14 protein-coding genes and 1 pseudogene are annotated in these 21,072 nt (G+C 61.9%); 7 read left to right on the forward strand and 8 right to left on the reverse strand.

Translation table 11 applies throughout. The annotated features are described in order from the left end of the window. A pseudogene (locus tag AC54AF_RS12985) lies at positions 1 to 161 on the forward strand (IS481 family transposase); the annotation flags it as partial. A 67-nt stretch (positions 162 to 228) separates the two neighbouring features. On the opposite strand, the gene AC54AF_RS12990 reads toward AC54AF_RS12985, so the two are convergent. The 8 genes from AC54AF_RS12990 to AC54AF_RS13025 all read right to left on the reverse strand — a co-directional run bounded on the left by AC54AF_RS12990 (position 229) and on the right by AC54AF_RS13025 (position 13,287). Continuing rightward, positions 229 to 555 carry a hypothetical protein gene (locus AC54AF_RS12990; RefSeq protein ID WP_496636868.1) on the reverse strand — a complete coding sequence of 109 codons (327 nt, stop codon included), beginning with the start codon at positions 553 to 555 and terminating at the stop codon, positions 229 to 231. Further along, positions 533 to 988, reverse strand: a complete 456-nt coding sequence (locus AC54AF_RS12995) for a hypothetical protein (protein ID WP_496636869.1) — start codon at positions 986 to 988, stop codon at positions 533 to 535. Before AC54AF_RS12995 ends, AC54AF_RS12990 begins: the two co-directional genes overlap by 23 nt. Beyond that, on the reverse strand, positions 989 to 5,983 hold the full coding sequence (locus AC54AF_RS13000) for an RHS repeat-associated core domain-containing protein (protein WP_496636870.1): 4,995 nt from the start codon (positions 5,981 to 5,983) through the stop codon (positions 989 to 991). Beyond that, positions 5,980 to 7,278, reverse strand: coding sequence for a DUF2169 family type VI secretion system accessory protein (locus AC54AF_RS13005; RefSeq protein ID WP_496636871.1), 1,299 nt, complete (start codon positions 7,276 to 7,278; stop codon positions 5,980 to 5,982). The genes AC54AF_RS13000 and AC54AF_RS13005 overlap by 4 nt, the downstream gene beginning before the upstream one ends. A 2-nt stretch (positions 7,279 to 7,280) precedes the next feature. Beyond that, a complete protein-coding gene (locus AC54AF_RS13010) occupies positions 7,281 to 9,422 on the reverse strand; it encodes a type VI secretion system Vgr family protein (RefSeq protein ID WP_496636872.1) in 2,142 nt (713 codons plus the stop codon). 77 nt (positions 9,423 to 9,499) lie between these two features. Continuing rightward, positions 9,500 to 10,540 carry a type VI secretion system baseplate subunit TssG gene (tssG, locus tag AC54AF_RS13015; RefSeq protein ID WP_496636873.1) on the reverse strand — a complete coding sequence of 347 codons (1,041 nt, stop codon included), beginning with the start codon at positions 10,538 to 10,540 and terminating at the stop codon, positions 9,500 to 9,502. Continuing rightward, on the reverse strand, positions 10,504 to 12,345 hold the full coding sequence (tssF, locus tag AC54AF_RS13020; RefSeq protein ID WP_496636874.1) for a type VI secretion system baseplate subunit TssF: 1,842 nt from the start codon (positions 12,343 to 12,345) through the stop codon (positions 10,504 to 10,506). Before tssF ends, tssG begins: the two co-directional genes overlap by 37 nt. Positions 12,346 to 12,423: 78 nt before the next feature. After that, the gene (locus tag AC54AF_RS13025; protein WP_496636875.1) at positions 12,424 to 13,287 is read right to left on the reverse strand and encodes an outer envelope protein; all 864 of its coding nucleotides are present in this window, start codon (positions 13,285 to 13,287) and stop codon (positions 12,424 to 12,426) included. Between the two features lie 389 nt (positions 13,288 to 13,676). Between AC54AF_RS13025 and AC54AF_RS13030 the strand changes: the two genes are divergently transcribed. From AC54AF_RS13030 to AC54AF_RS13055, 6 genes are all read left to right on the forward strand, one after another. Continuing rightward, positions 13,677 to 15,191: an ABC transporter ATP-binding protein gene (locus AC54AF_RS13030; protein ID WP_496636876.1), complete on the forward strand. Its 1,515-nt coding sequence runs from the start codon at positions 13,677 to 13,679 to the stop codon at positions 15,189 to 15,191. 50 nt (positions 15,192 to 15,241) lie between these two features. Further along, a complete protein-coding gene (locus AC54AF_RS13035; RefSeq protein ID WP_496636877.1) occupies positions 15,242 to 16,318 on the forward strand; it encodes an ABC transporter permease in 1,077 nt (358 codons plus the stop codon). Next, entirely contained in the window at positions 16,311 to 17,240 is a 930-nt protein-coding gene (locus AC54AF_RS13040) for an ABC transporter permease (RefSeq protein WP_496636878.1), read from the forward strand. Before AC54AF_RS13035 ends, AC54AF_RS13040 begins: the two co-directional genes overlap by 8 nt. Positions 17,241 to 17,261: 21 nt before the next feature. Then, positions 17,262 to 18,338 (forward strand): BMP family ABC transporter substrate-binding protein, encoded by a 1,077-nt coding sequence (locus tag AC54AF_RS13045; protein ID WP_496636879.1) that lies wholly within the window; start codon positions 17,262 to 17,264, stop codon positions 18,336 to 18,338. A 115-nt stretch (positions 18,339 to 18,453) separates the two neighbouring features. Continuing rightward, positions 18,454 to 19,290, forward strand: a complete 837-nt coding sequence (locus tag AC54AF_RS13050; RefSeq protein ID WP_131688413.1) for an HDOD domain-containing protein — start codon at positions 18,454 to 18,456, stop codon at positions 19,288 to 19,290. 137 nt (positions 19,291 to 19,427) lie between these two features. Further along, positions 19,428 to 21,050, forward strand: coding sequence for a M28 family peptidase (locus AC54AF_RS13055; protein ID WP_496636880.1), 1,623 nt, complete (start codon positions 19,428 to 19,430; stop codon positions 21,048 to 21,050). The last annotated feature ends 22 nt before the right edge of the window (positions 21,051 to 21,072 follow it).

Here is a 21,072-nt window from a genome sequence, read left to right on the forward strand (position 1 = left end):
TGGAGACTACCTTGCTCAACTATTTAAAGCTTTACAACCACCACATTCCACAACGGGCCATCGGTACCAAAACACCCATCCAGGCGCTCAAAGAATGGCAGCAAAAGAAACCGGAACTATTCGTCAAGCGCGTTTATGATCAAACGGGACTGGACAAGTGAACTCTATTTCATTTATGGTCTGGTTTTATCTATGATAGTTTGAACTGATGATTTTTCTCGTCTTTTTTTAAATGGTATAAGTGATGGATCTTCCCAGTGATGTTTTTCCACCTAGTATTTTTTCACCGGGTGCAAAATTTGGTACGAAAGTTATTTTAATATCTTCGTTGTTGTCTTGAATATATATTTCAAAATCTGAAATATTTCTTTGCTCTTTTTTGAATTCATCCAAAACCACGAGCAATTTTTCAAGATTTTTTCCGGAAATTTTTCTCTTCCAAGTTTTCCATGTTGGGTGTATGTTTTTCCATATCGCTATCGGAATGGGAAAGGTTTGTTGGCGTACTCTACTAATTAATATTTTTTCTTTATTATATATTTGTGTTTTTTCCATATATTATCATTGTTGAGCAAAGTGATGATTTTTGATCTGCCTTGATTAGTATGTATCCCCACGAGAAAGAAAAAAAATCCTCGTACTTTGTCGATGTTTCAGCTGATTGACCTAGTGACTTTGAAATTAGCTTACTTAGATATTTTTTTTCATTGATCATGTCTGAGTGACTGGAGTCATAGCCAAGTCTGTTTGTGATTCCATCTGTCCAGATTATTTCAATAATGCAAAGAATTCCATTTTTAAATCTGAGATTCACTCTTGTTTTTAAATTAAGAAATTGAATATTTTGCATGCTATATGTATCAAATTCATTAATTTTTCCAAAGATCTCAAGAGATTCTATATTTTTTATTTCTTCAGTTGATGTATTTTTGTTTAAGTGAAAGTTCTCATTTATTTCGATATCTCCAGTATTTTTATTTATATTCATTTACGGCCTCGGAAATTTAAATATTTTTGCGTTAGCTTTGAGTTTTGATATATCTGAATCATCAAGAAAGTATTGATTTCCTCCTCCTGCGCCTAGTAATGTATTTGCCAATGCTTTTCCCGTGCCTGCACAGATATCTTCCGACAGTTTGAAGGCTTGAACCTGATCTCTCATCGGTCGCGCCCCTGGAGTGTTTCCGGAATGTGAAATTTGCGTTAAATTATTGTATGCCAATGCGCTTCCATTTGCGGAAGTAAGTGTAATTCTATCGCTGTAATAATTTCCGGGTTTGGGGCCATATGGATAAAGGGCATATAAGATAGTCCCTTTTTTTAAAACAATATTTGTATATGCATCGACTCCTGGGTAGGGGGGCTTACCTTGCCATTTGGTTGCTGAAGCTGATGGATTTTTACCAATACAAGGATTGCATGGTGTATTTTTTGCACATTTTTTTGCTAATCCTAATGGATCATTCCAGCCAGTGGGATTTGGTGCATATGTATATGTATTTAATCCACCAAGCAAGCCAATCGGATCTTGCGTCACATACCTAGCTACATCCGGATCATAGTAGCGATACCGGTTATAAAACAGTCCAGTCTCTTGATCCTCATACTGCCCCTGAAACCGCAGCGGCTGCTCGATTTCACCCTCGACGTGCAGCAAACGCCCCCACGCTTTGTAACGCCCGCTCCAGACCACGTTCCCTTGCGCATTCGTCAACTCGCGCGGCGTGCCCAGGTGATCGCAGTGGTAGTGGGTGATGCGGTCGTGTGGCGCCGCGTCATCGGCTGCCGCCTGGATACCTTGCCATGCCGATACCTGCAGCGTTTCGGTGTCCGCTTGTTCTTGCGCAATCGCGGCCTGCAGTTCGGCGTCGTGCCGGGTGGCAGGCAAATCCCATTGTGCGACGCGCGGCAGGTGGACCGCGCTGGCCTGGCGACAGGCTTGCGAAGCGATCCTGGCCAGCGGCACGAAGCTGTCCGGCTCGTACAAATATGTGACCGTCTCCTCGTGCCCAAGTTCCTGTGCCAGCGTGTCGCCATCCCAGACGAAGAAGGTGGTAGCGGCGCTCGTGCGTGCGGGCTGGTCTTTGGTGATGTCTTGCTGATTGCTCCAGCGTGCTTCTTCTACCCGCTTGGCGATGCGGCGGCTGAAGGCGTCATAAAAATAACGGGCGCGGTGGCGCGATTGGCGTTCCGTCCTGGTGGCGTGGCTGAGGCGGTTTTCGGCGTCGTATTCGAGCGCCAGATCGCTCCACGTCGACTCCCTGCCCGGCGGATGGAAGCGCTTGCCGGTGGCATTGCCTTGCTCGTCGTAAGCGTATTCGGTATCGCCGTAGCGTGTCAGTACGTTGCCGGTGGCGGGAGCCGTGTCGACCAGATTGCCTGCCGGATCGAAGGCGAAGTGTTCGGCCAGGCCCGGTTGCACGGCGGACAGCAACTGGCCGACGGGGTCGTAGGTATAGCTGAGTTTGCCGAGCGGGCCGGCAGCCGTGGAACCCGTTTGGAAAATGGTGGTCAGGTTGCCCTGCGCATCGTAGTCGAAGCGGCGTTCGCGCACGGGGACGGGCGCATCGGCGCCACGCGCCAGGGTCAGCTGCGTGAGCCGCGATTGCGGGTCGTACTGGCGCGTGGCGAGCAAGCCGCTGCTGCCCAGCTGCCGCTGCTTTTCGCGGTGCAGCTTGTCGCGCTCGACATCGACCACGGCCTTGCCTTGCCATAGCACGCCATGCCAGTGGCCGGAACCATAGCGCAAGGTATCGATGCGGCGTCCGTTCGGCAAGACCGTCTGGATGCGGTTGCCCAGCTCGTCGTAAGAGTGCGTTATGACAAAGCTGGCGTCTGGCGCGCGCGGGGCATTCGGCAACCTGGCCATCTCGGGCAGCGTTTGCAAAAAGCAGGCGCTGCGCTCTTCGATCAGCTGGCCCAGCGCATCGTGGACAAAGCGCTGTTCCGCTTGCGGTGCGGATACGGCCGTCAGGCGGCCCAGTGCATCGTAGGCGTAGCGCACCACGCCGTCCGCCGTGGTCTTGGCTTGCAACAAGCCGAGTGCGTCGCGCAGCAGCTGCGTGCGCTGGGTGCCGCACTCGCTGGCGGTCAGGTTGCCGGCCCGGTCATAGCTGTATTGCGTGCGCTTGCCGTCGAACCCCGTTTCCGACGTCAGCCAGCCTTCCGCGTGATACGCGAGTTGATAACTTTCGCCCTTGGCGTTGATCAATTCCGTCAGTTGCAGCGCGCTATCGTAGCGATACTGTAAAGACTGGCCAATGGCGTCCGTGCGTTCCACCGGCAAGCCCTGGCCGTTGTAGCGGTAGCGCGTCTGCTGGCCGGCGCCATCCACGTGCAAGACCAGATTGCCGTCTGCATCGTAGGCGTAGTGTTCCCGTGTTTTGTCTGGTGCGATGAGCCCCGTCAGGCGGCCGAGGCCATCGTACTCATAGCTGCTGACGTGGCCCATGGCATCGCGTGCAGCCGTCAATCTTCCCTGCTTGTCGTAGCTGTATTCGCTGCTGTGGTCGGAACAGTCCGTGTAGCTGGTAAGCAAGCCCTGGCGGTTGTACTGGAAATGCTTGCTGCCGCCCCTGGCGTCGATCAGTTCCACCAACTGGCCGCGCTGGTCGTAGCGGTAGCGTGTGACGTGGCCCAGGGCGTCCGTGATGCTGACGGGACGGCCTGCCGCATCGTATTTGCGCAGGGTGGTGTTGCCCAGCGCATCCGTGAAGGCGACGGGCTGGTTCTGGCCATCGTATGCGATGTTGTTGCTGTGTCCCTTGGCATCGGTGCTGCGGGTCACGTTGCCGGCTGCATCGTAGGTGTAGCGGGTGGCGGCGCCGTGGGCGTCGATATCGGCCAGCAGCATGCCGTCGCGGTCCCACTCGCGCCGGCCCAGCGAGACGGCCTTGCCGTCGATGACGCGGCGTACCTCGGTGACCAGCCAGTTGGCGTCGAAGGTGTATTCGAGGACGCCGCCGTTTTCCGTGACGCGGCTGGTGTCGTTGTCCACGTAGTCGATGCGCGTGTGCTCGCTGCAATCTTGGGCGCGCGTGACGATGGCGCGCGCCTGGTAACTGTTGGCCAAGCTAATGGGATGGTGCTGCGTCAGCTCCTGCTCGCTCAAGGGGGAACCGCTCCAGCGGGCGCGCAGCGCGTCCAGGCTGATCCATTCCAGCTCGTAGGCAAAGCCCGTGTAGCTGCTGCATGAGGTGAGCAAATGGTGACGATAGGCATAGCGGCGCGTATCGCCCAGCGCATTCGACTGGCTGGCCAGGTTGTGGCGCGGCGGGAAGGGCGCCAGGGTATCGTTCGTCTCGAGGGCATACGCGTAGCGGACGTGGCAGAGGCGGCTGCCGTCGGGCAATACCTCGTCGATGCTGCCGATGTGGATGGCCGTTTCCTCAGCTCCGCGCATGGCTTCGAGCACGCCGCCATCGTCGCTGCGCAAGCGCAGCAGCACTTCGCCCGGTTTTGCATCGATCAACCGGTCGATGCTGATGCCGCGTCCATCGCGCCCTTCGCTGCGCACGAGCGCAAAGCGTTGCGTGGCGACGGGAGCGGACGGGGCCAGCATGGCGTTGACGCCGTCGTAGCCGTGCGGCAGCCAGCCGCCTTCAGCATGCGCGTAGCGGTCGACGCTGCCGTCGCGCCACAGCACGGTAAAGGTGTTGGCGCCGTCGCGCGTCAGCGTAAAACCTTCCTTGCGGCTGTCGTACTGCTGGCCCGGTTCCAGGCCCGGCAGGCCCAGGGCGCGGCCGCTGTCGTCGTGCAACACGATGCCTGCTTCGCACAGCGACAAGCTGGTGGTGTAGGGCGTGGACCAGCGCGCGCCCAGCAAGCCCCAGTCCTCGCATTCGGCGCCGGAACGGTAGCAGCGCGTCCAGGCGATGGGGATGCTGCGTTCGAGCGCGAAATCCGTCTGGTACAGGATTTCCTGCCCCGTGCCGAAATGCACGGGCTTGCGGCCCTTGACGGGTTTTTTTGCGGGGCCGCTATCCTTGGGGCAGCAGTCGGATGGCGGCTCCGATTTCGGTTCTTTCTTGCCGCGGCTCTTGCCGTCGTCGCCGCCGTTTTTGGGGGGAGGTTTGTCGAGTTTCGGGGGCGGCTTGTCCGGCTTTTTGCCGACCAGCTTGTCCTTGACCTTGTTGATGCTCGGCGCCGCTTTTTTGCCGAGGAACTTGCTCAGTATTTTTCCGCCTGGAACCTTGCTGAAGACCGCCGCCTGCAGTACTGTGCCTGCCGCATTCGTGACGATGTCCGAGACCGTATTGAGTAAATCAGGGGTCTTGCCTGTCAATAGGTAGTCGGCCGCCTGGTCGAGCACCGTGGCCGACGCTTCCATTGCCGTGCCTGTCGCAAGGGTCGCCGTGCCGGTAACCGCGCCGGTTGCTGCCGCTGTTTCCATCGCGGCAGCTGCCGGCAGGCCAACGCCGGTTGCCGCAGCGCCCAGTCCGGCGACACCCAGCACGGCGCTGCCTGTCAGAACGGCGCCGCCCACGTCTACCAGATCTTCGGCGGCGCCATGCATTTTCTTGGAGCCATGATCCTTGTAATCCTGTGCCGCTTCCCGTATCGCCGCCTTCAGTTCCTTGAGCACGGGCTTGGCCGCCTCCCCACCCCGCTCATAAATCTTGCCCAAGGTATTGCGCGAATTCATCCACACTTCGCGTCCCATCTGCACCAGATTGGCGCCGTTGGCGCGGTGGATGGGGCTGGCGACCTTGGTGTCGACCTGCTTGCCGACGGTGCCGCTCTTGACGCCGCCCGCCTTGCCGGCCGCGTCGCCCTTGACGGTGGGAATGATGCTGCGCTGGTGCAGGATGACGGGCTCGCTGTGCGACTTGACGTTGGGCGAGGCGTTCTGCGCTTCCGCAAACTCACCGATGATGCTGTAGGGAATAGGGGGCGTGCTGGAGCCGACGGGCGTCTTGCATATGTCGGGGCTGAGGCTGACGCAATAGAAGCGCTCCGACTTGGTGACGGTTTCATTCGTCATGGTTTCTTGCCCTGCCCGGCGGCTTCGCTTAGTGCTTCCTGCGCCTGTTCCAGCAGTTCGATGCGGGCGATCTGCGCCGGCTCCATCAGGTGCAGCAGGCGCGACGCGACCTGGCCCGCGTCGGCCGGCACGATGGCGCGCCACACCAGCTCCACAGTGGCCGCCTCGGGGTCGACCAGCACCGTATCGATGGCCAGGCGCCAGACGAGCAACTGGTCGTTCTTGTCTGCCAGCAGCAGGCACAGCATCTGCCGTGGCAGGGCGAAGCGCAGCACGGTGTTGCCGCGCGGGTCGATGCGGGCCGAGCGATGGTCGTGGCGGCACAGATTGGTCAGCGTGAATTGTTCCCGTCCCGCCAGGTACGGACATTGCTGGTCGGGCGGCGTGCTGTTCCAGTACGCGAAATCGAAGTCCTCTGGCAGGGCGGGGATGTCGTCGGCATCCCATTGATCCTTGACGACGATGCTGCCTGCCAGCGCGCGGCGCGGCAGCCAGCCACGGCCGATAACGGCCAGCCCCGCCGGTGCGGGCAACTCCTTGCCGCCCGCGCCTTGCCAGAATTGGGCGGCCGTGCACGGCAGCGACGGATACGTGATACGGGGCGCGGGCACCTCGTCGATATGTTTCGCATCCAGGTACCAGTGCCGCGCAAAGCCCCGTCCCAGGGGATTGGCCTGGCAGGAATCGTGCGCCGCCGCATTGCAGTCATCGGCCTCGATGCGGCATTGCCCGCCATACGCGTAGGCGTAGTGCAGCGGCAGTTGCAGGAACGCTTCTGGCGCGGATAGCTGCCACGGATTGGGCCGCAGCAAGCCCACGGTGGCGACGCGGGCGCAACCCTGCGCCAGGCGCGTCAGGGTGGCTTTCTTGCGGAAGGCGCGTTCGCCACACACTTGCAGGGTCTTGTCGATCAGGGTCTTCTTTTCCGACTGCACCTTCAGGTTGACGAGAAATTGCGGCATCGCCTGGCCGCGCGGCGCGTGCGCCACGCCATTGATGATCACGTCGCAACCCGGCTTGTATGGCGCGAAATCGCTCTCCTGCACGGCGCCTGCCTGCGTGTCGTCACCCAGGTGCCGGTCTTGCGTGGCCAGCGGCGACTGGCGCGCCATGGGCAGCAGGCTGGCCAGGCCGTCCGCGCCGCAGGGACCCAGGGTGTAGCCCATGCGCGCCACCACCACATGGAAGGCCTCGCCGAATTGATCGACCATGTCGAACTGGCTGGCCGCATGCGGCGTGCGGTTGTCAAACAGCAGGTTGGGGATGTTGAAATGGGCGGTGCCGGGGGCGTTCATCGTCAGCCCGGGTTGTTGTCGATGTCGTCGCCATGGATCTGCACCTTCGATCTGCCGCGGATGATGATTTCATCGGCAACCAGTTCGATGCGTCCCGGCGTGATGGTGATGCTGGAGGTGCCCACCGTCATCGTGTGCGAATCGGTGGCCGTGAGCGTGCTGTCGGCGCCGACGATGACGCTTTTCGCCAGGCCGATCTGCTCCGCCTGCGCCAGCACCACGGTGGTGTTCATGGCGCCGATGACGGTGGTCTGGTAGGCGGCGCCGATGGTCAGCACCTTGGCCAGGCCGATCGTTTCTTCCTTGGCGAGGGTCACCCGTTCTGAACGGTGGCCGTCGATCTGCACCTGCTCGTTGCCGCCCACGTGTTCACGGCGGTTGTCGCCGATGTCGATGTGTTCGTCATGGTCGACGCGCTCACGGCGGTTGTTGTGCACGGTGATGTCTTCATCGTGGTCCACCGTTTCCGTGCGGTCGCGCTTGACGTGCACCGTTTCATCGCGGTCGATGGTTTTCCTGCGGTCATTGCCCACCCAGTGCGATTCGTCATGCTCGACTTCGATGCGCTGGTCTTTTTCCGCATGCAGCCACAGCTCTTCCGCGTCCTTGCGGTCTTCGAAGCGCAGGGCGTTGGCGTGCGCGGCGGAACCCTTTTTTGACGAGCGGCTCAGCATGCCGCTCTGCGTCTTGTTGGCCGGTAAGTCCCATGGCGGCATGTTGCGCGCGTTGTAGACGCAGCCGATGATGATGGGCATGGCGACGTTACCGTCGAGAAATTGGACGGCCACTTCCATGCCCACCCGGGGCAGGCTGATGTGGCCGAAATTCGGGCCGGCCCAGTTCGATATCACGCGTATCCACGGCGAACTCTTGTCGTCGAAGGTGCCCAGGCGGTCCCAGTGGAATTGCACCTTCACCCGTCCATAACCGTCCGTATGGATTTCCTCGCCGGGCGGCCCGACGACGGTGGCCGTCTGCACGCCGTAGATCTTCGGTTCGCGGCTGTGGAAATTGCGTCCCGGGCGCCAGGGAATGGCGCGGGGGATGCACCTAAACGTGTTGCTGTAGTGAGATGTGGCGCCGTGGCCTTGCTGGTAGTTGTTGCTGGCGTAGTGGTGCACGGACAGGATCAGGTATTCGCCAGCTGCGCTGTCGAAATGCCCGTCCAGGGTGAACCAGCGTCCCGGCTGCGCCGTGCGGTCATTGCCCTGCGCCTCGAACAGCTGGCCCTGGGCGTCACGCTCTTCCATGCGGCGCTGCGCCAGCGCCTCGCCATCGTCGAGGTTCTTGAAACCGTAGCTGCCCGTGTTTTCATACACTTCCAGCGCCGGCACGGCGCCTTGCCGGTTCAGCGAGTCGCGGCTGGCGCGTGCGCTGCGCGGGTTCTTGAAATTGAAGCTGGCCACCGTCATCTGGCTTGGCGCCATGCGCCGCACCGTGCTCCATTGATGCACGCCATCATCTTCCAGGGAACCGGCCTGGTGCTGGAAGGGTATTTCACTCAGATCACCGTCGATGGGCTTGCCGGTGGTGCTGTCGTCGGACAACCACAAGGTATGGCCGTCGGATCTGTGTTCGTAGCGGTAGTGCCAGCCCAGCTGTTCCCAGTGGCGATGCAGCAGGTTGTGGTCGCTCTCGTTGTGCTGGCACGTGTAGGTGATGGCGGGATCCGGGCCGCTGGCGGCCAGCTTGTAGTCGCGCATCAGGTAGTCATCGAAGACCTTGTCCGTCAGCGCCGCCACCGTCAAGCCGTGGAAGGCGACATTGTTTTGCCGCAAGTGCAGGTGCGATAGCCACGGTTCCAGCACCATTTCATAAAATGCGAAACCGCCGTCCGTGCGCAGGAAGCGGAACTCGAACACGTAACCATTGAAGTAGCGCAGGGTGCCGTCTTCTCGCACCAGTTCGATGGTCACCATCTTGCCCATCACTTTGTCGAGCGCGATGGCGGCATCGTCGGACAGCACTTCCACCACATAGGAAAAATCGCGCGACAGGCTTTCGCTGGCGGCCAGGCTGTTGGCCAGGAACTGGATGTGGGCCGGGCCATCGCCATGCGGAAAGTGCAGGCGCAGCAGGCGCTGGCCCTGCATGTCGCCCAGTAATGCCGTCCATGCCGCCGTCGTATCGGGGAACTGGCTCATCGCGCATCGCTTCACGGTAGGAATCGTTGACGGACTGTAGCAATAGCGAACACTGGCGTTTTGCGCGGCCGCAAGGATCAATCATTGAACGAGGGCATCAATTGCATTTCGTAATGCATGTCGTCGCGGTGGCGCGGCGCGGCGTTGTTGCCGAGAAAGCTGTTGCAGCCGAGGCCGTCCTGAACGCCGATACTCAGGGACAGGCCATGCACCTCGCTGGCGCGCAGCACGAGCACGATCTCGTAGCGCACGAGCGGCTGGCCGAACAGCATCAGCATGTGCCGCAGCGCTTGGCTAGCAGGCGCGCGCGGCAGGAAACTGGCATGCTGCTGCGCCGTGAGGGGGCCGAGGCGCAGGCGCACGGCCAGGTCGGGGCGGCGGCAGCGCGCGCCGACGGTGGCGTGCTGGCCCAGCACGGCATTGGCCTTGCCCAGCGCCGTTTGTTCGCGCGGCGCCAAGACGTCCATGTCCCCTGTCGCCTCGTCGATATGGCAGGGCACGCCAAAGTGGTCGGCGAGGATGCGCGCCATGACGATGGACGAGATGTTGCGCTGCTGGAGCAAGCCGCCGTACAGGCCGATTGCCGCCTGGTCCTGGCATGGAGGGCACGCGGCCAGGGCAAGCAGGCGCGACAGGAAGTCCCAGCCATGGCCGGCCTGCTCGATGCGGTATTTTTGCCAGGCCTGGTAAAACAGGGCCACGGCGCGGCTGGAAAACAGGTCGAGAAAGGCGCGCGGGCTGGTGTCGCGTTCGCTATGCTGGTGCGCGGCAATGCGCTCCGAATAGTGGCTGGGCAAGCTGCCCTGGCAGCCCAGCAGGCCCATGAAGGTGGGCGTCAGGTGGAGGTGCTGGCCGTGACCGGACAGCAGCGCTTGCAGCAGGGCATCAGCATCGGTGATGCCGTTGGTCGCCAGCGCCTCGACCTGGCTGGCGGGAAAGCGCAGCGAGACGCTATTGTCGAAGCGCAGGATCGTCGCCAGTGCCGTGTGTTCATCGATGCCGTGTTCGGCCAGCCACGCCAGCAGCAGGCACAGCGCCTGGAAGCACTCGAAGCGCTGCGGCGCGTCGAGCAATTGCTGGATTACGCTGGCGTGGCGTCGGCGCTGCGTTCTGGGCATCGCAGGATTTCCTCGCCGCTGCGATGCGACAGCAGCGTCAGTTGGCTAAAGCAGTTGAGCTGGCTGTTCAGGGCGAAATAGCGCTGCAGCACCTGGGCAAAAATGTACAGGCTGCAGCCGACGAAGGCTTGTTCGTCGATGCCCAGGCGGATGGCGATGCCGGGCATCAAGGTGGGAAACGGCACGGTGGCCATCCACGCGCGCGTGCTGCCGTGGTCGAGCGTGACGATGCCCTGGATCAGGCGCTGCGTGGCGGGCGAGCGGGGCAGGTCGTACAGGCTGAGCATTTTCTGGAATTCGCCCAGGCCCGCTTGCGTCAGGCTCGAGTAATTGAGCGACAGGTGCGCAATCAGGCGCCAGTGCGTGTCCGCCAGGAAACGCATGCTCGGTGACGGTTTGCGCAGGAAGCGCGCGGGGATGCCGTCGGGCACGTCTTCGGCCAGCAGGTCGCCGCCGGGCAGGCCGTAATGCAATTGCGTGGGCAAGTCGCGGTTGCTGCACAGCAGCTGCGTCGAGACGGTGGCGCAGGCGGCGCTGCCCGGTGAAAACTGCGGGTCGATCAGACTCAGGCGCATTTCATGGCCGGGGCTGATGGCCGCCACGGTTTCATCGCGGCGCGCCAGCCAATACTGTCCATGTCCGGGCTGGGCGCCTTGCAGCGAGGCATACAGCGGCAGGAAGGTGCTCAGGCGCTCGCCGGCCTCGTCCTTGCGCACCAGGGTGACGGTATCGATGCTGTGGATGTCGTAGGCAAACGCATGCGTGGCATCGGCCAGCAGGGCGTAGTCGGGCTCGGTATGCGTGAGACGGATCGGCACGCCGGACTTGGCAAACAGGTTGACGACGGGTGTGCAGCCGAGCAGCAGGTTGTCGCGGCTGGCGCCGGACAAGAGCCGCGCTTCGTGGCTGTCGCTGCGCACGCCCTGTAGCGGCAGGTGCAAGGTGAACTGGCGGCACTGTTTCGGCAGCAGGGCCGCCAGCAGCGACCAGGCGATATCGATGAAATGAAATTTTTCCGGAAAGGCGAAGTATTCGGTCAGCAGGCGCAAGGCCGGGTGCGAACGGGACGAGAACGGGATCAGCGCGTCGTTTTCTTCGTAACCGGCCGGCGCCAGCGGCGTGCCATCGACGGCCAGCCACGGGCCGTGTTCGTCCAGCGCCACGTACGCGCCCGCGCCGCGCAGGAACAGGGCGTCGAGCAGGGCCGCGCGCACGGACGGTTCGCCATCGGCAAACAGGCGCAGACTGGCAAAACCCGGCTGATCCAGATGATAGTTGTCGCTGCTGCTGGTGAATTGAATGCTGAGCAGGGCGCTGGCGCCAGCGGGCAGGCGCAGGCCGGGCGGCGCGTCGATGAGCGGTGAAAAATGCAGGCGCGTAATGGCCAGCGGCGCCAGGGTCACGTCATATGCGCTGGTGAACTTGCATGCCACGCCCTGCACCGGCTGCGAGCGCAGCACCGTGCCGCGCGCAACGTGCGCCACCTGGGTCAGCTGGCCGGCACCGGGCGCTGCGTCGGCGGCGATGCGCACGATGGAGCACGAGGGAAAGGGGCGCAGGTAGTGCGGGTACAGGGTGTCGAGCAGGGAATGGGTAAATTGCGGATAGGCGTCGTCGAGGCGCTTGGCGACCCTGGCCGTGAGCAGGGCAACGGACTGGATCAGGCGCTCGACATGCGGGTCTTCGCACGTCTCGCCGGCGATCAGCAGGCGCCCGGCCGCCTTCGGGTAGCGGCTGGAAAACTCGCGCGTGTACTGGCGGAAGAGGCCCAGCTCGCGCTCGTAATACGGCAATAGTTGTTCCACGGTCGCGCTCTCCGCCAGCAGGAAAGCTTCATGCTGGCATCAGGCGCGTTCGTGGGTGTTGATGCGTGACAATGATTCCTAGAAATGATACTCCGCGCGTATCATCGGCGTCTTCGCCGTCTGGCCCACGTTGCCCGTGGTGGCGGCCGAGTTGCCGAACTTGTTCTTCCAGTACTGGTATTCGAGGCCCACGCGGAAGGTGTTTTTCGGGCTGCCCAGGGCCGCGCCCACGTCGAACATCACCTGCATGTCGATATTCGTTTCCACCGCCGTCTTGCGTCCCACTTCATCGTTGCCTTTTGAATCGATGAGGTTAAAGAAGCCTTCGAACGAGAACAGCGGCGACAGGGGAATGGCCCAGGCGCCCGTCAGCATGGCGTGCGTCTTATACGTGTAGCGGCCCGTCACTTGCGAGATGGGCGGGAAGGCGCCGCTGGGGGCGTTGCTTTCGCGCAGCAACAGCAGGCTGGTGTTGAAGAAGCCGGGCACGTCCCACATCAGGGTGGGGCCGGCCACCAGCATGCGCTTGCGCGAGTTGTAGCCGACGTCATTTTTCGTGTTGACGTCGAAGCCGAGGGTGACGCCGACGCCGCGCACGGGACCGAACTTGATGTCGCTGCCGCGCACCTTGCCGATGTCGATGGTGTTGCGGTACACCAGATACGCCTCTTGCGCACCGGAAGTCTTACCGAGCGCGCCAGGGTCCTTGCTGTCGGACAGCAGGAAATCGAGGTTGACGAAATTGCTGCCGTATTTGTAGCCGCTGGCGTGCGTGATGGCAAAGATGTTTTTCTTGATGTCGTCCGGATTGAACGGTTCGCGGTAATCATTGCCGGCGCGCCAGCTCAGCGCGGTATCGCTCCATTCGGCAGCCTGGGCGGTCGCGCCCACGCCGAGGGTGGTAGTGAGGCAGAGCAACAGACACGGTATGGTTTTTGGCACTTTCGGCTCCTGATGGCGGTGGGGGAAAACGGGAAATGGAATAGCAGGGGGCGTAGCCCGCACGATGCGCTGCGATGGGGGCCATTGCGCGCCGTTCAATCCATGATGCGAGAAGCAGCGCGCTGGGCGATATGTCTTATCTGCATACTTACTATCAGTTCTTGCATATAATCATCGCACCTTCTCACCCTTGAGGGGCAAGGCGGCTGCTGTAAAGCTGATAATTTTTTTCAAAATTGTATACAGGTGTTGTTTTTTTGCGGAAATAGAAATGCGCGCCGCCACGCCATCCCCCAAGCGCCGCGGATGCCGATACGATAGAGACAACAGCTTGAATTTCTCCACCGGCGCCGACGCCGGCGACCCTGCAGCGAGGCACGAAAAAAACAATGACGGCACGCCTGGAATTACTCGATATCAGCAAGCGCTATCCGGCCGTGGTGGCCAATGACGGCATCCATCTGACCGTCGCGCCCGGACAGATCCACGCCGTGCTCGGTGAAAACGGCGCCGGCAAATCGACCTTGATGAAAATCATATACGGCGCCGTGCAGCCCGATGGCGGCCGCATCGTGTGGAATGGCCGCGAGGTCGAGATCGCCAACCCGTCGGCCGCGCGCGCGCTGGGTATCGCCATGGTGTTCCAGCATTTTTCCCTGTTCGATACCTTGACGGTCACGGAAAATATCGCCCTCGGTTTGCCCGCCGGCACCAACATGACGGAGCTGGCGCAGCGCATCGAAGACACAGCGCGCCAGTATGGCCTGGACCTGGAACCGCAGCGCCACGTGCACACGCTTTCCGTGGGCGAATGCCAGCGCGTGGAAATCGTGCGCGCCCTGCTGGCCAAGCCGCAACTGCTGATCCTCGATGAGCCGACCTCGGTGCTGACGCCGGGCGCCGTGGAAAAACTGTTTACTACCTTGCGCCAGCTGGCCGCCGAAGGCTGCAGCATCCTGTACATCAGCCACAAGCTCGACGAGATCCGCGCCCTGTGCCATACATGCACTGTGGTGCGCGCCGGCAAGAACGCAGGCGTGTGCGACCCCTCGCAAGAGTCGGCGGCCAGCCTGTCGCGCATGATGATCGGCGCCGAGCCGCCCGCCGTCACGCGCGTGGCGCGCACGCCGGGCGCGGCCATGCTGAGCGTCAAGAATTTGGACTTGCCGAAGAGCCATCCGTTCGCCACGCAGTTGACGGACATCAGCTTCGACGTGCGCGCGGGAGAGATCGTCGGCATCGCGGGTGTGTCCGGCAATGGCCAGCAGGAATTGCTCGCTGCCCTGTCGGGCGAAGACATGCGCGCAGCCCCCGCCAGCATCGTGCTGAACGGCGTCCCGGCGGGACGCTTGCCGCCGGGACGCCGACGCGCCCTGGGCTTCGGCTTCGTGCCGGAGGAAAGGCTGGGGCGGGGCGCCGTGCCCGACATGGGTCTGGCCGACAATGTTCTGCTCAGCTTGCAGACCCCGGCCACCATCCGCCACGGCTTCCTGCGCCGTGACGCGATCGTGCAGCGGGCGGCCGCCATCATCGCCCGCTTCCAGGTGAAGGCGGGCGGGCCGCAGGCGCTGGCGCGCAGCCTGTCGGGCGGCAACTTGCAGAAATACATAGTCGGACGCGAAGTTATGCGCGAGCCCACCGTGCTGGTGGTGGCGCAGCCGACCTGGGGCGTGGACGTGGGCGCGGCCGCGCAAATCCGCGCCGAATTGCTGGCCTTGCGCGACGCTGGCTGCGCGCTGCTGGTCGTGTCGGAGGAACTCGATGAATTGTTCGACATCAGCGACCGCTTGCTGGTAATGGCGAAGGGAAAAATTTCGCCGTCGCTGGACGTGGCTGATGCCAGCGTGGCGCAGGTGGGGCAATGGATGAGCGGGCTGTGGCCGCAGGAGGCCATCCATGGCTAAGTTTACCTTGCAGCTGGAAAAGCGTCAGGTATACCCGAAGGGGGCGGCCCATGACTAAGTTCGCCTTGCGCCTGGAAGCCCGCCCGACCCCGTCGCGCCTGATGTCGTGGCTGTCGCCCGTGCTGGCCGTGCTGCTGACGGTGCTGTGCGGCGCGCTGCTCTTTATTGCGCTGGGACACGATCCGCTGGCGGGACTGGCCGTCTTTTTTGTCGAACCCTTGCGCGACGCGCATGGCTGGTCCGAGCTGGGTATCAAGGTGGCGCCGCTGCTCTTGATCGCCGTGGGCCTGGCCATCTGCTTTCGCGCCAACATCTATAACATCGGCGCGGAAGGGCAGCTGACCCTGGGCGCCATCTGCGGCGGCGCGGCGGCCTTGTATCTCGATGACGGCGTCGGCGGCGCGGCCATCATCGGCGTGTCCTTGCTGGCCGGCATGGCGGGCGGCATGGTGTGGGCGGGCTTGGTGGCGTGGCTGCGCGACCGCTACAACGCCAGCGAAATCCTCGTCTCGCTGATGCTGGTCTACATCGCGCAATTGCTGCTCAGCTATCTCGTATATGGCGTGCTGCGCGACCCGGAAGGGTTTAATTTTCCCCAATCGAAACTGCTGTCGGACGGCTTGCTGTTGCCGATGCTGATCAGCGATACGCGCTTGCACGTGGGCATCGTGTTTGCCTTGCTGGCCTCGCTGGGCGGCTGGCTGTATTTGTCACGCAGTATTGCCGGATTCCGCCTGCGCGTGGGCGGCATGGCGCCGGCCGCCGCCCGTTATGCGGGCTTTTCTTCGCGCAAGACCTTGTGGTCGTCCCTGCTGATCTGCGGCGCCCTGTCCGGCCTGGCGGGCGCCTGCGAAGTGCTGGGGCCGATGGGGCAGTTGACGCCCACGGTCTCGCCCGGCTACGGCTTTGCCGCCATCATCGTCGCCTTCGTGGGGCGCCTGCATCCTGTCGGCGTGCTCTTTTCCAGCTTCGTCATGGCCCTGTTCTATATCGGCGGCGAACTGGCGCAATCGCGCCTGGGGCTGCCCAGCGCGATCACGGGCGTGTTCCAGGGCATCTTGCTGTTCGCCTTGCTCGCTTGCGACGTGCTGATCCAATACAAACTGCGCTGGAGAAAACATGGATAATTTGCTGCTCACCATCGCGCCATTGATCGCCGCCAGCATCAACGCGGGCACGCCGCTGATGCTGGCCGCCCTCGGTTTATTGGTGAATGAAAAGGCGGGCGTGGTGAATCTGGGCGCGGAAGGCATGATGCTGGTCTCGGCCATCACGGGCTTTGCCGTGGCCGTCAACACGGGCAGCCCCACCTTGGGCTTTCTCGCGGGCGCGGGCGCCAGCATGGTGCTGTCCGGCTTCTTTGCCTGGCTGACCGTGTGGCTGGGCACGAACCAGTACGCGACGGGCCTGGCTTTATCGCTGTTCGGCGCGGGCGCATCCACGTATATCGGCCTGAAGTATGTGGGCAACAGCTTGCAGAATGGCAGGTTCGGCATCCCTTACCTGGAAGACATTCCCGTGCTGGGGCCGACCCTGTTCCGCCAGCATGCGATGGTGTATCTGTCCTTGCTGCTATGCCTGGCCATCGCCTGGTTCTTGTACCGCACGCGGGCCGGATTGGTGCTGCGCGCCGTGGGCGAGTCGCCGTCTTCCGCGCATGCGCTCGGCTATCCCGTGCGCCGCATCCGCCTGGCGGCCGTGCTGTTCGGCGGCGCCTGCTGCGGCCTGGCCGGCGCCTTTCTGTCGCTCGTGTACACGCCGCTGTGGGTCGAGGGCATGGTGGCGGGACGGGGCTGGATCGCGCTGGCGCTGACCACGTTTGCCACCTGGCGCCCGGCGCGCGTGGTGGGGGGCGCCTACCTGTTCGGCGGCATCACGATATTGACCTTTCACGCGCAGGCGCTGGGTGTGCCCATCGCCTCGCAACTGCTGTCGATGCTGCCCTATGTGGCGGCCATCGTCGTGCTGGTTTTGATCTCCAGCAATGCCAATTACATCAAGCTCAACATGCCCGCTTCGCTGGGGAAAAATTTCAATCCCGGAAATTAATCACTCACCACAAGGAAAACCATGTCCAAGAAACTGTTGTGCGCCGCCGTTTGCAGTGCGATTTTGATGCCCGCCATGGCCGCCGCGCCCATTGCCGCGCCGCTGAATGTTGGTTTTGTTTACATCAGCCCCATCGGCGACGCTGGCTGGACCACGCAGCATGATCTGGCCCGCAAGGAAATGGAAAAGGCACTGGGCAACAAGATCACCACCAAGTATGTGGAAAACGTGCCGGAGAGCGCCGATGCTGAACGGGTGATCCGCGACCTGGCGCAAACGGGCAGCAAGCTGGTCATCACGACTTCGTTCGGCTACATGAATCCCACCTTGAAAGTGGCGAAGCAATTTCCTAATGTGAAGTTCATTCATTTGACGGGCTACAAGACGGCCGTCAACGTGGCCAACACGAATGCCCGTTTCTACGAGGGCCGCTACCTGGCCGGCGTGTTGGCGGGCAAGATGAGCAAGACCCATGTGGCCGGCTATGTGGCGGCATTCCCCATCCCTGAAGTGCTGCAAGGAGTCAACGCCTTCACGCGCGGCATGCGCAGCGTCGACCCGAAGGCGGAAGTGAAAGTGGTGTGGGTGAATAGCTGGTTCGACCCGGGCAAGGAGCGCGACGCGGCCATCACCCTGATCGGCCAGGGCGCGGACGTGGTCACCCACCACACGGACTCGACCGCCGTGGTGCAGGCGGCCGAAGAGAAGGGCAAGTATGCGATCGCCTATCACTCGGACATGAAAAAGTATGGTCCGAAGGCACAGCTGGCCGCCGTCACCCACCATTGGGGCGATTATTATACGAAGCAGGCGCAAGCGGTGCTGGACGGCACGTGGAAGTCCAGCAGCACCTGGGGCGGCATCAAGAATGGCATGGTCAGGCTGGAAGGCATTAACGCTGCCGTGCCGGCCGACGTGAAACAGTTTGTATTGGCACGTGAGAAAGAGTTAGTAGCTGGCAAGCTCAATCCTTTCAGCGCGCCGATCAAGGATAACGATGGCAAGGTGCGCCTGGATAAAGGCGTGCTGGACGATGCAGCACTGACGAAGATGGATTATTTTGTCGAAGGCGTGGCAGGGAAAGTTTCCGGAAAGTAATAGGTTTGAATTTGAACTTGCTGTAATATTGCCGGAAACGGGAGCCGGGCCGGGAGCGCATTCCCGGCCCACCCACACAGCAGAGCCTGAACAGGCCCGTACCGGAGATTGACCCATGGACAGACTGGAAGTATTCAAGATTATCGCGCTGCAAGCGAGCAAGGGCGAGCTGACGTTCCCCGCCAACGTCAAGGCTACCTTGAAGCTGCAGGAAGCGCTGGACGACCCCGATTGCCATATCGAAGCGGCCGCCCGCATGGTCATGGCCGAGCCGCTGCTGTCGGCGCGGGTCGTGGCCCTGGCCAATTCGGCCGCCTACAACCGCTCCGGCAATGAAATCGCCAACGTGCGCGCGGCCGTCTCGCGCCTGGGCTTTGCCACATTAAAGTCGATGGTGGCGTCCGTCATCGTGCGCCAGCTGGGCAGCCAGATCACGGACCCGCAATTGCGCGCCAAGGGGGCCAGGCTGTGGGAACACACGGCCCACGTTGCCGCACTGAGCCAGGTCATCGCCAAAAAGGTCACGCACGTGGATGTGGAAACGGCCATGTTTGCCGCCATCGTGCATGAAGTGGGCGGCTTTTATCTGCTGTCGCGCGCCGAGGAATATCCGGGTTTGCTCGACGACAATACGGAAGACTGGATCGAATACGGCGAAAAGCTGATCGGCCGCGGCGTGCTGCGCCAGTTGCAAGTGCCGGATATGGTCTTGCAAGCCGTGGAAGGGATGTGGCATGGCGGCAGCACGTTCCCGCCCCGCACCCTGGGCGCGACCCTGGTGCTGGCCAACGATCTGTCGCCTGTGGGTTCGCCCCTGCACCCACCGGAAAGCGCCGCGCGGCGCCAGGCGGCGGCGAAGATCGACTTCGGCATCGGCGGCAGCACCCTGCACACCATCCTCGAGGAATCTGCCGAAGAGATCGAATCGCTGGCGGCGGCCTTGCTGGTCTGACGCTTCCCCATCGTCTATCCCCGCCTTTGCCGCGGGGATTTTTTTCGTCCGCATTTTGATCCATCTTTCCCCATGGCATACAATCGCCGGCCCGGCCATCCGCCGGACTGACTTACTCCTCTTACCCAAAGGATCTTATGCAGAAGCTGTTTTCTTCCCTCGCCTTGACTGCGCTGGCGTTTTCCGCCCACGCCGCGACCGGTTTGCCCATGGTGCAGGAAGCGCCGCTGCGCGCCCACCTGGCCTTCCTGTCCAACGATTTGCTGGAAGGCCGGGGCACGGGCCAGCGCGGCGCCGACCTGACGGTGGCCTATCTGGAAACCCAGGCGCAGATGGCTGGCTTGAAACCCGCGCGCGGCAACAGCTACCGCCAGAGCGTGCAGATCGCCGGCGTGAAATCCTTGCCAGCCGAGAGCAGCCTGCAGGCGTTGGCCGGTGGCAAGGCCGTGCCGCTGGCGTTCGGCCCGGACTGGGTGTGGGCCACGGGCGACTCCGTTGCCGCGCACACGTTTGACGCGCCACTCGTGTTCGTCGGCTACGGCATCACGGCGCCGGAAGAGGGCTGGAACGATTTCAAGGGTGTCGATGTCAAAGACAAGATCGTCGTCATGATGGTCAACGACCCGCAGCCGACCGCTCTTGATCCGAACCGCTTCGCCGGCAAGGCGCTGACCTATTACGGCCGCTGGACCTACAAATTTGAGGAAGCCAAACGCCAGGGCGCGGCCGGCGTGTTGCTGATCCACACGAAACCGTCCGCCTCGTACGACTGGAGCGTGGTGCAGAACAGCTGGAGCGGCAGCGAGCGCTTCCAGTTGGCTGATCGCACGGCCGGCACGCCGCTGCAGGGCTGGATCGCGGAAGACGCAGCGCGCCGTCTGTTCGCGGCTGGTGGGCAGGATCTGGACGCCTTGCGCGCGCAAGCGGAAAACAAGGACTTCAAGGCCGTTGCATTGCATGCCAAACTGTCGGGCGAAATGAAATCGGCCGTGCGCAAGGTGGAGCAGTTCAATATCGCCGGCATGGTGCCGGGCACCGACCCGGCATTGAAGGATGAAGCCGTCATCTACAGCGGCCACTGGGATCATCTGGGCAAGCGGGGTAAGGATGACGGAAAAGCTGGCGACACCATCTACAACGGCGCCGTCGACAATGCCTCGGGCATGGCCGGCTTGCTGGCCATGGCGCAGGAAGCCGTGAAACAGCCGGCGAAGCGCACGCAGATCTTCCTGTGGGTGGCGGCCGAAGAGCAGGGCTTGCTGGGCAGCGCCGCCTACGCGGCCGATCCGCTGTGGCCTTTGAGCACGACGGCGGCTGCGCTGAACCTGGACAGCCTGAATTTCGTCGGCGCCACGCACGACATCGGCGCGCAGGGCAGCGAGCGCACGGAACTGGGTGCCATGGCCGCCACGGTGGCCAAAGCCATGGGCATGCATATCGCGCCAGCGCGTCCCGACCTGGCTGGCGGTTATTTCCGCAGCGACCATTTCAGTTTTGCCAAGGCGGGCGTGCCCGCGTTTTCCATCAATGGCGGACGCGAGTACGTCAAGGACGTGGCGGCATCGAAAGCCAAGGCGGCCGCCTACGGTCCCCGCTATCATCAAGTCACCGATGAGTACGATGCCAGCTGGGATTTGTCGGGCATGACGCAGCAGGCGCAGTTCACCTTGAACCTGGGGCAGGCCGTGGCGAATGCCGCGAAGATGCCAGCCTGGAAGGCAGGCGATGCGTTTGGCAAGGCGCGCGCGCCAGCGAAGTAAACCCGGGGTCAGACCCTCAACA

Source organism: Janthinobacterium sp. JF4, from assembly GCF_059617925.1.

What these genes read in the sequence shown, in the direction of transcription:
- AC54AF_RS13010 (WP_496636872.1), bottom strand. Translation starts at nt 9,422, where the DNA reads ATGAGCCAGTTCCCCGATACGACGGCGGCATGGACGGCATTACTGGGC.
- AC54AF_RS13035 (WP_496636877.1), top strand. Translation starts at nt 15,242, where the DNA reads ATGACTAAGTTCGCCTTGCGCCTGGAAGCCCGCCCGACCCCGTCGCGC.
- AC54AF_RS13055 (WP_496636880.1), top strand. Translation starts at nt 19,428, where the DNA reads ATGCAGAAGCTGTTTTCTTCCCTCGCCTTGACTGCGCTGGCGTTTTCC.
- AC54AF_RS12995 (WP_496636869.1), bottom strand. Translation starts at nt 988, where the DNA reads ATGAATATAAATAAAAATACTGGAGATATCGAAATAAATGAGAACTTT.
- AC54AF_RS13040 (WP_496636878.1), top strand. Translation starts at nt 16,311, where the DNA reads ATGGATAATTTGCTGCTCACCATCGCGCCATTGATCGCCGCCAGCATC.
- AC54AF_RS12990 (WP_496636868.1), bottom strand. Translation starts at nt 555, where the DNA reads ATGGAAAAAACACAAATATATAATAAAGAAAAAATATTAATTAGTAGA.
- AC54AF_RS13030 (WP_496636876.1), top strand. Translation starts at nt 13,677, where the DNA reads ATGACGGCACGCCTGGAATTACTCGATATCAGCAAGCGCTATCCGGCC.
- tssG (WP_496636873.1), bottom strand. Translation starts at nt 10,540, where the DNA reads ATGCCCAGAACGCAGCGCCGACGCCACGCCAGCGTAATCCAGCAATTG.
- AC54AF_RS13000 (WP_496636870.1), bottom strand. Translation starts at nt 5,983, where the DNA reads ATGACGAATGAAACCGTCACCAAGTCGGAGCGCTTCTATTGCGTCAGC.
- AC54AF_RS13045 (WP_496636879.1), top strand. Translation starts at nt 17,262, where the DNA reads ATGTCCAAGAAACTGTTGTGCGCCGCCGTTTGCAGTGCGATTTTGATG.
- AC54AF_RS13050 (WP_131688413.1), top strand. Translation starts at nt 18,454, where the DNA reads ATGGACAGACTGGAAGTATTCAAGATTATCGCGCTGCAAGCGAGCAAG.
- AC54AF_RS13005 (WP_496636871.1), bottom strand. Translation starts at nt 7,278, where the DNA reads ATGAACGCCCCCGGCACCGCCCATTTCAACATCCCCAACCTGCTGTTT.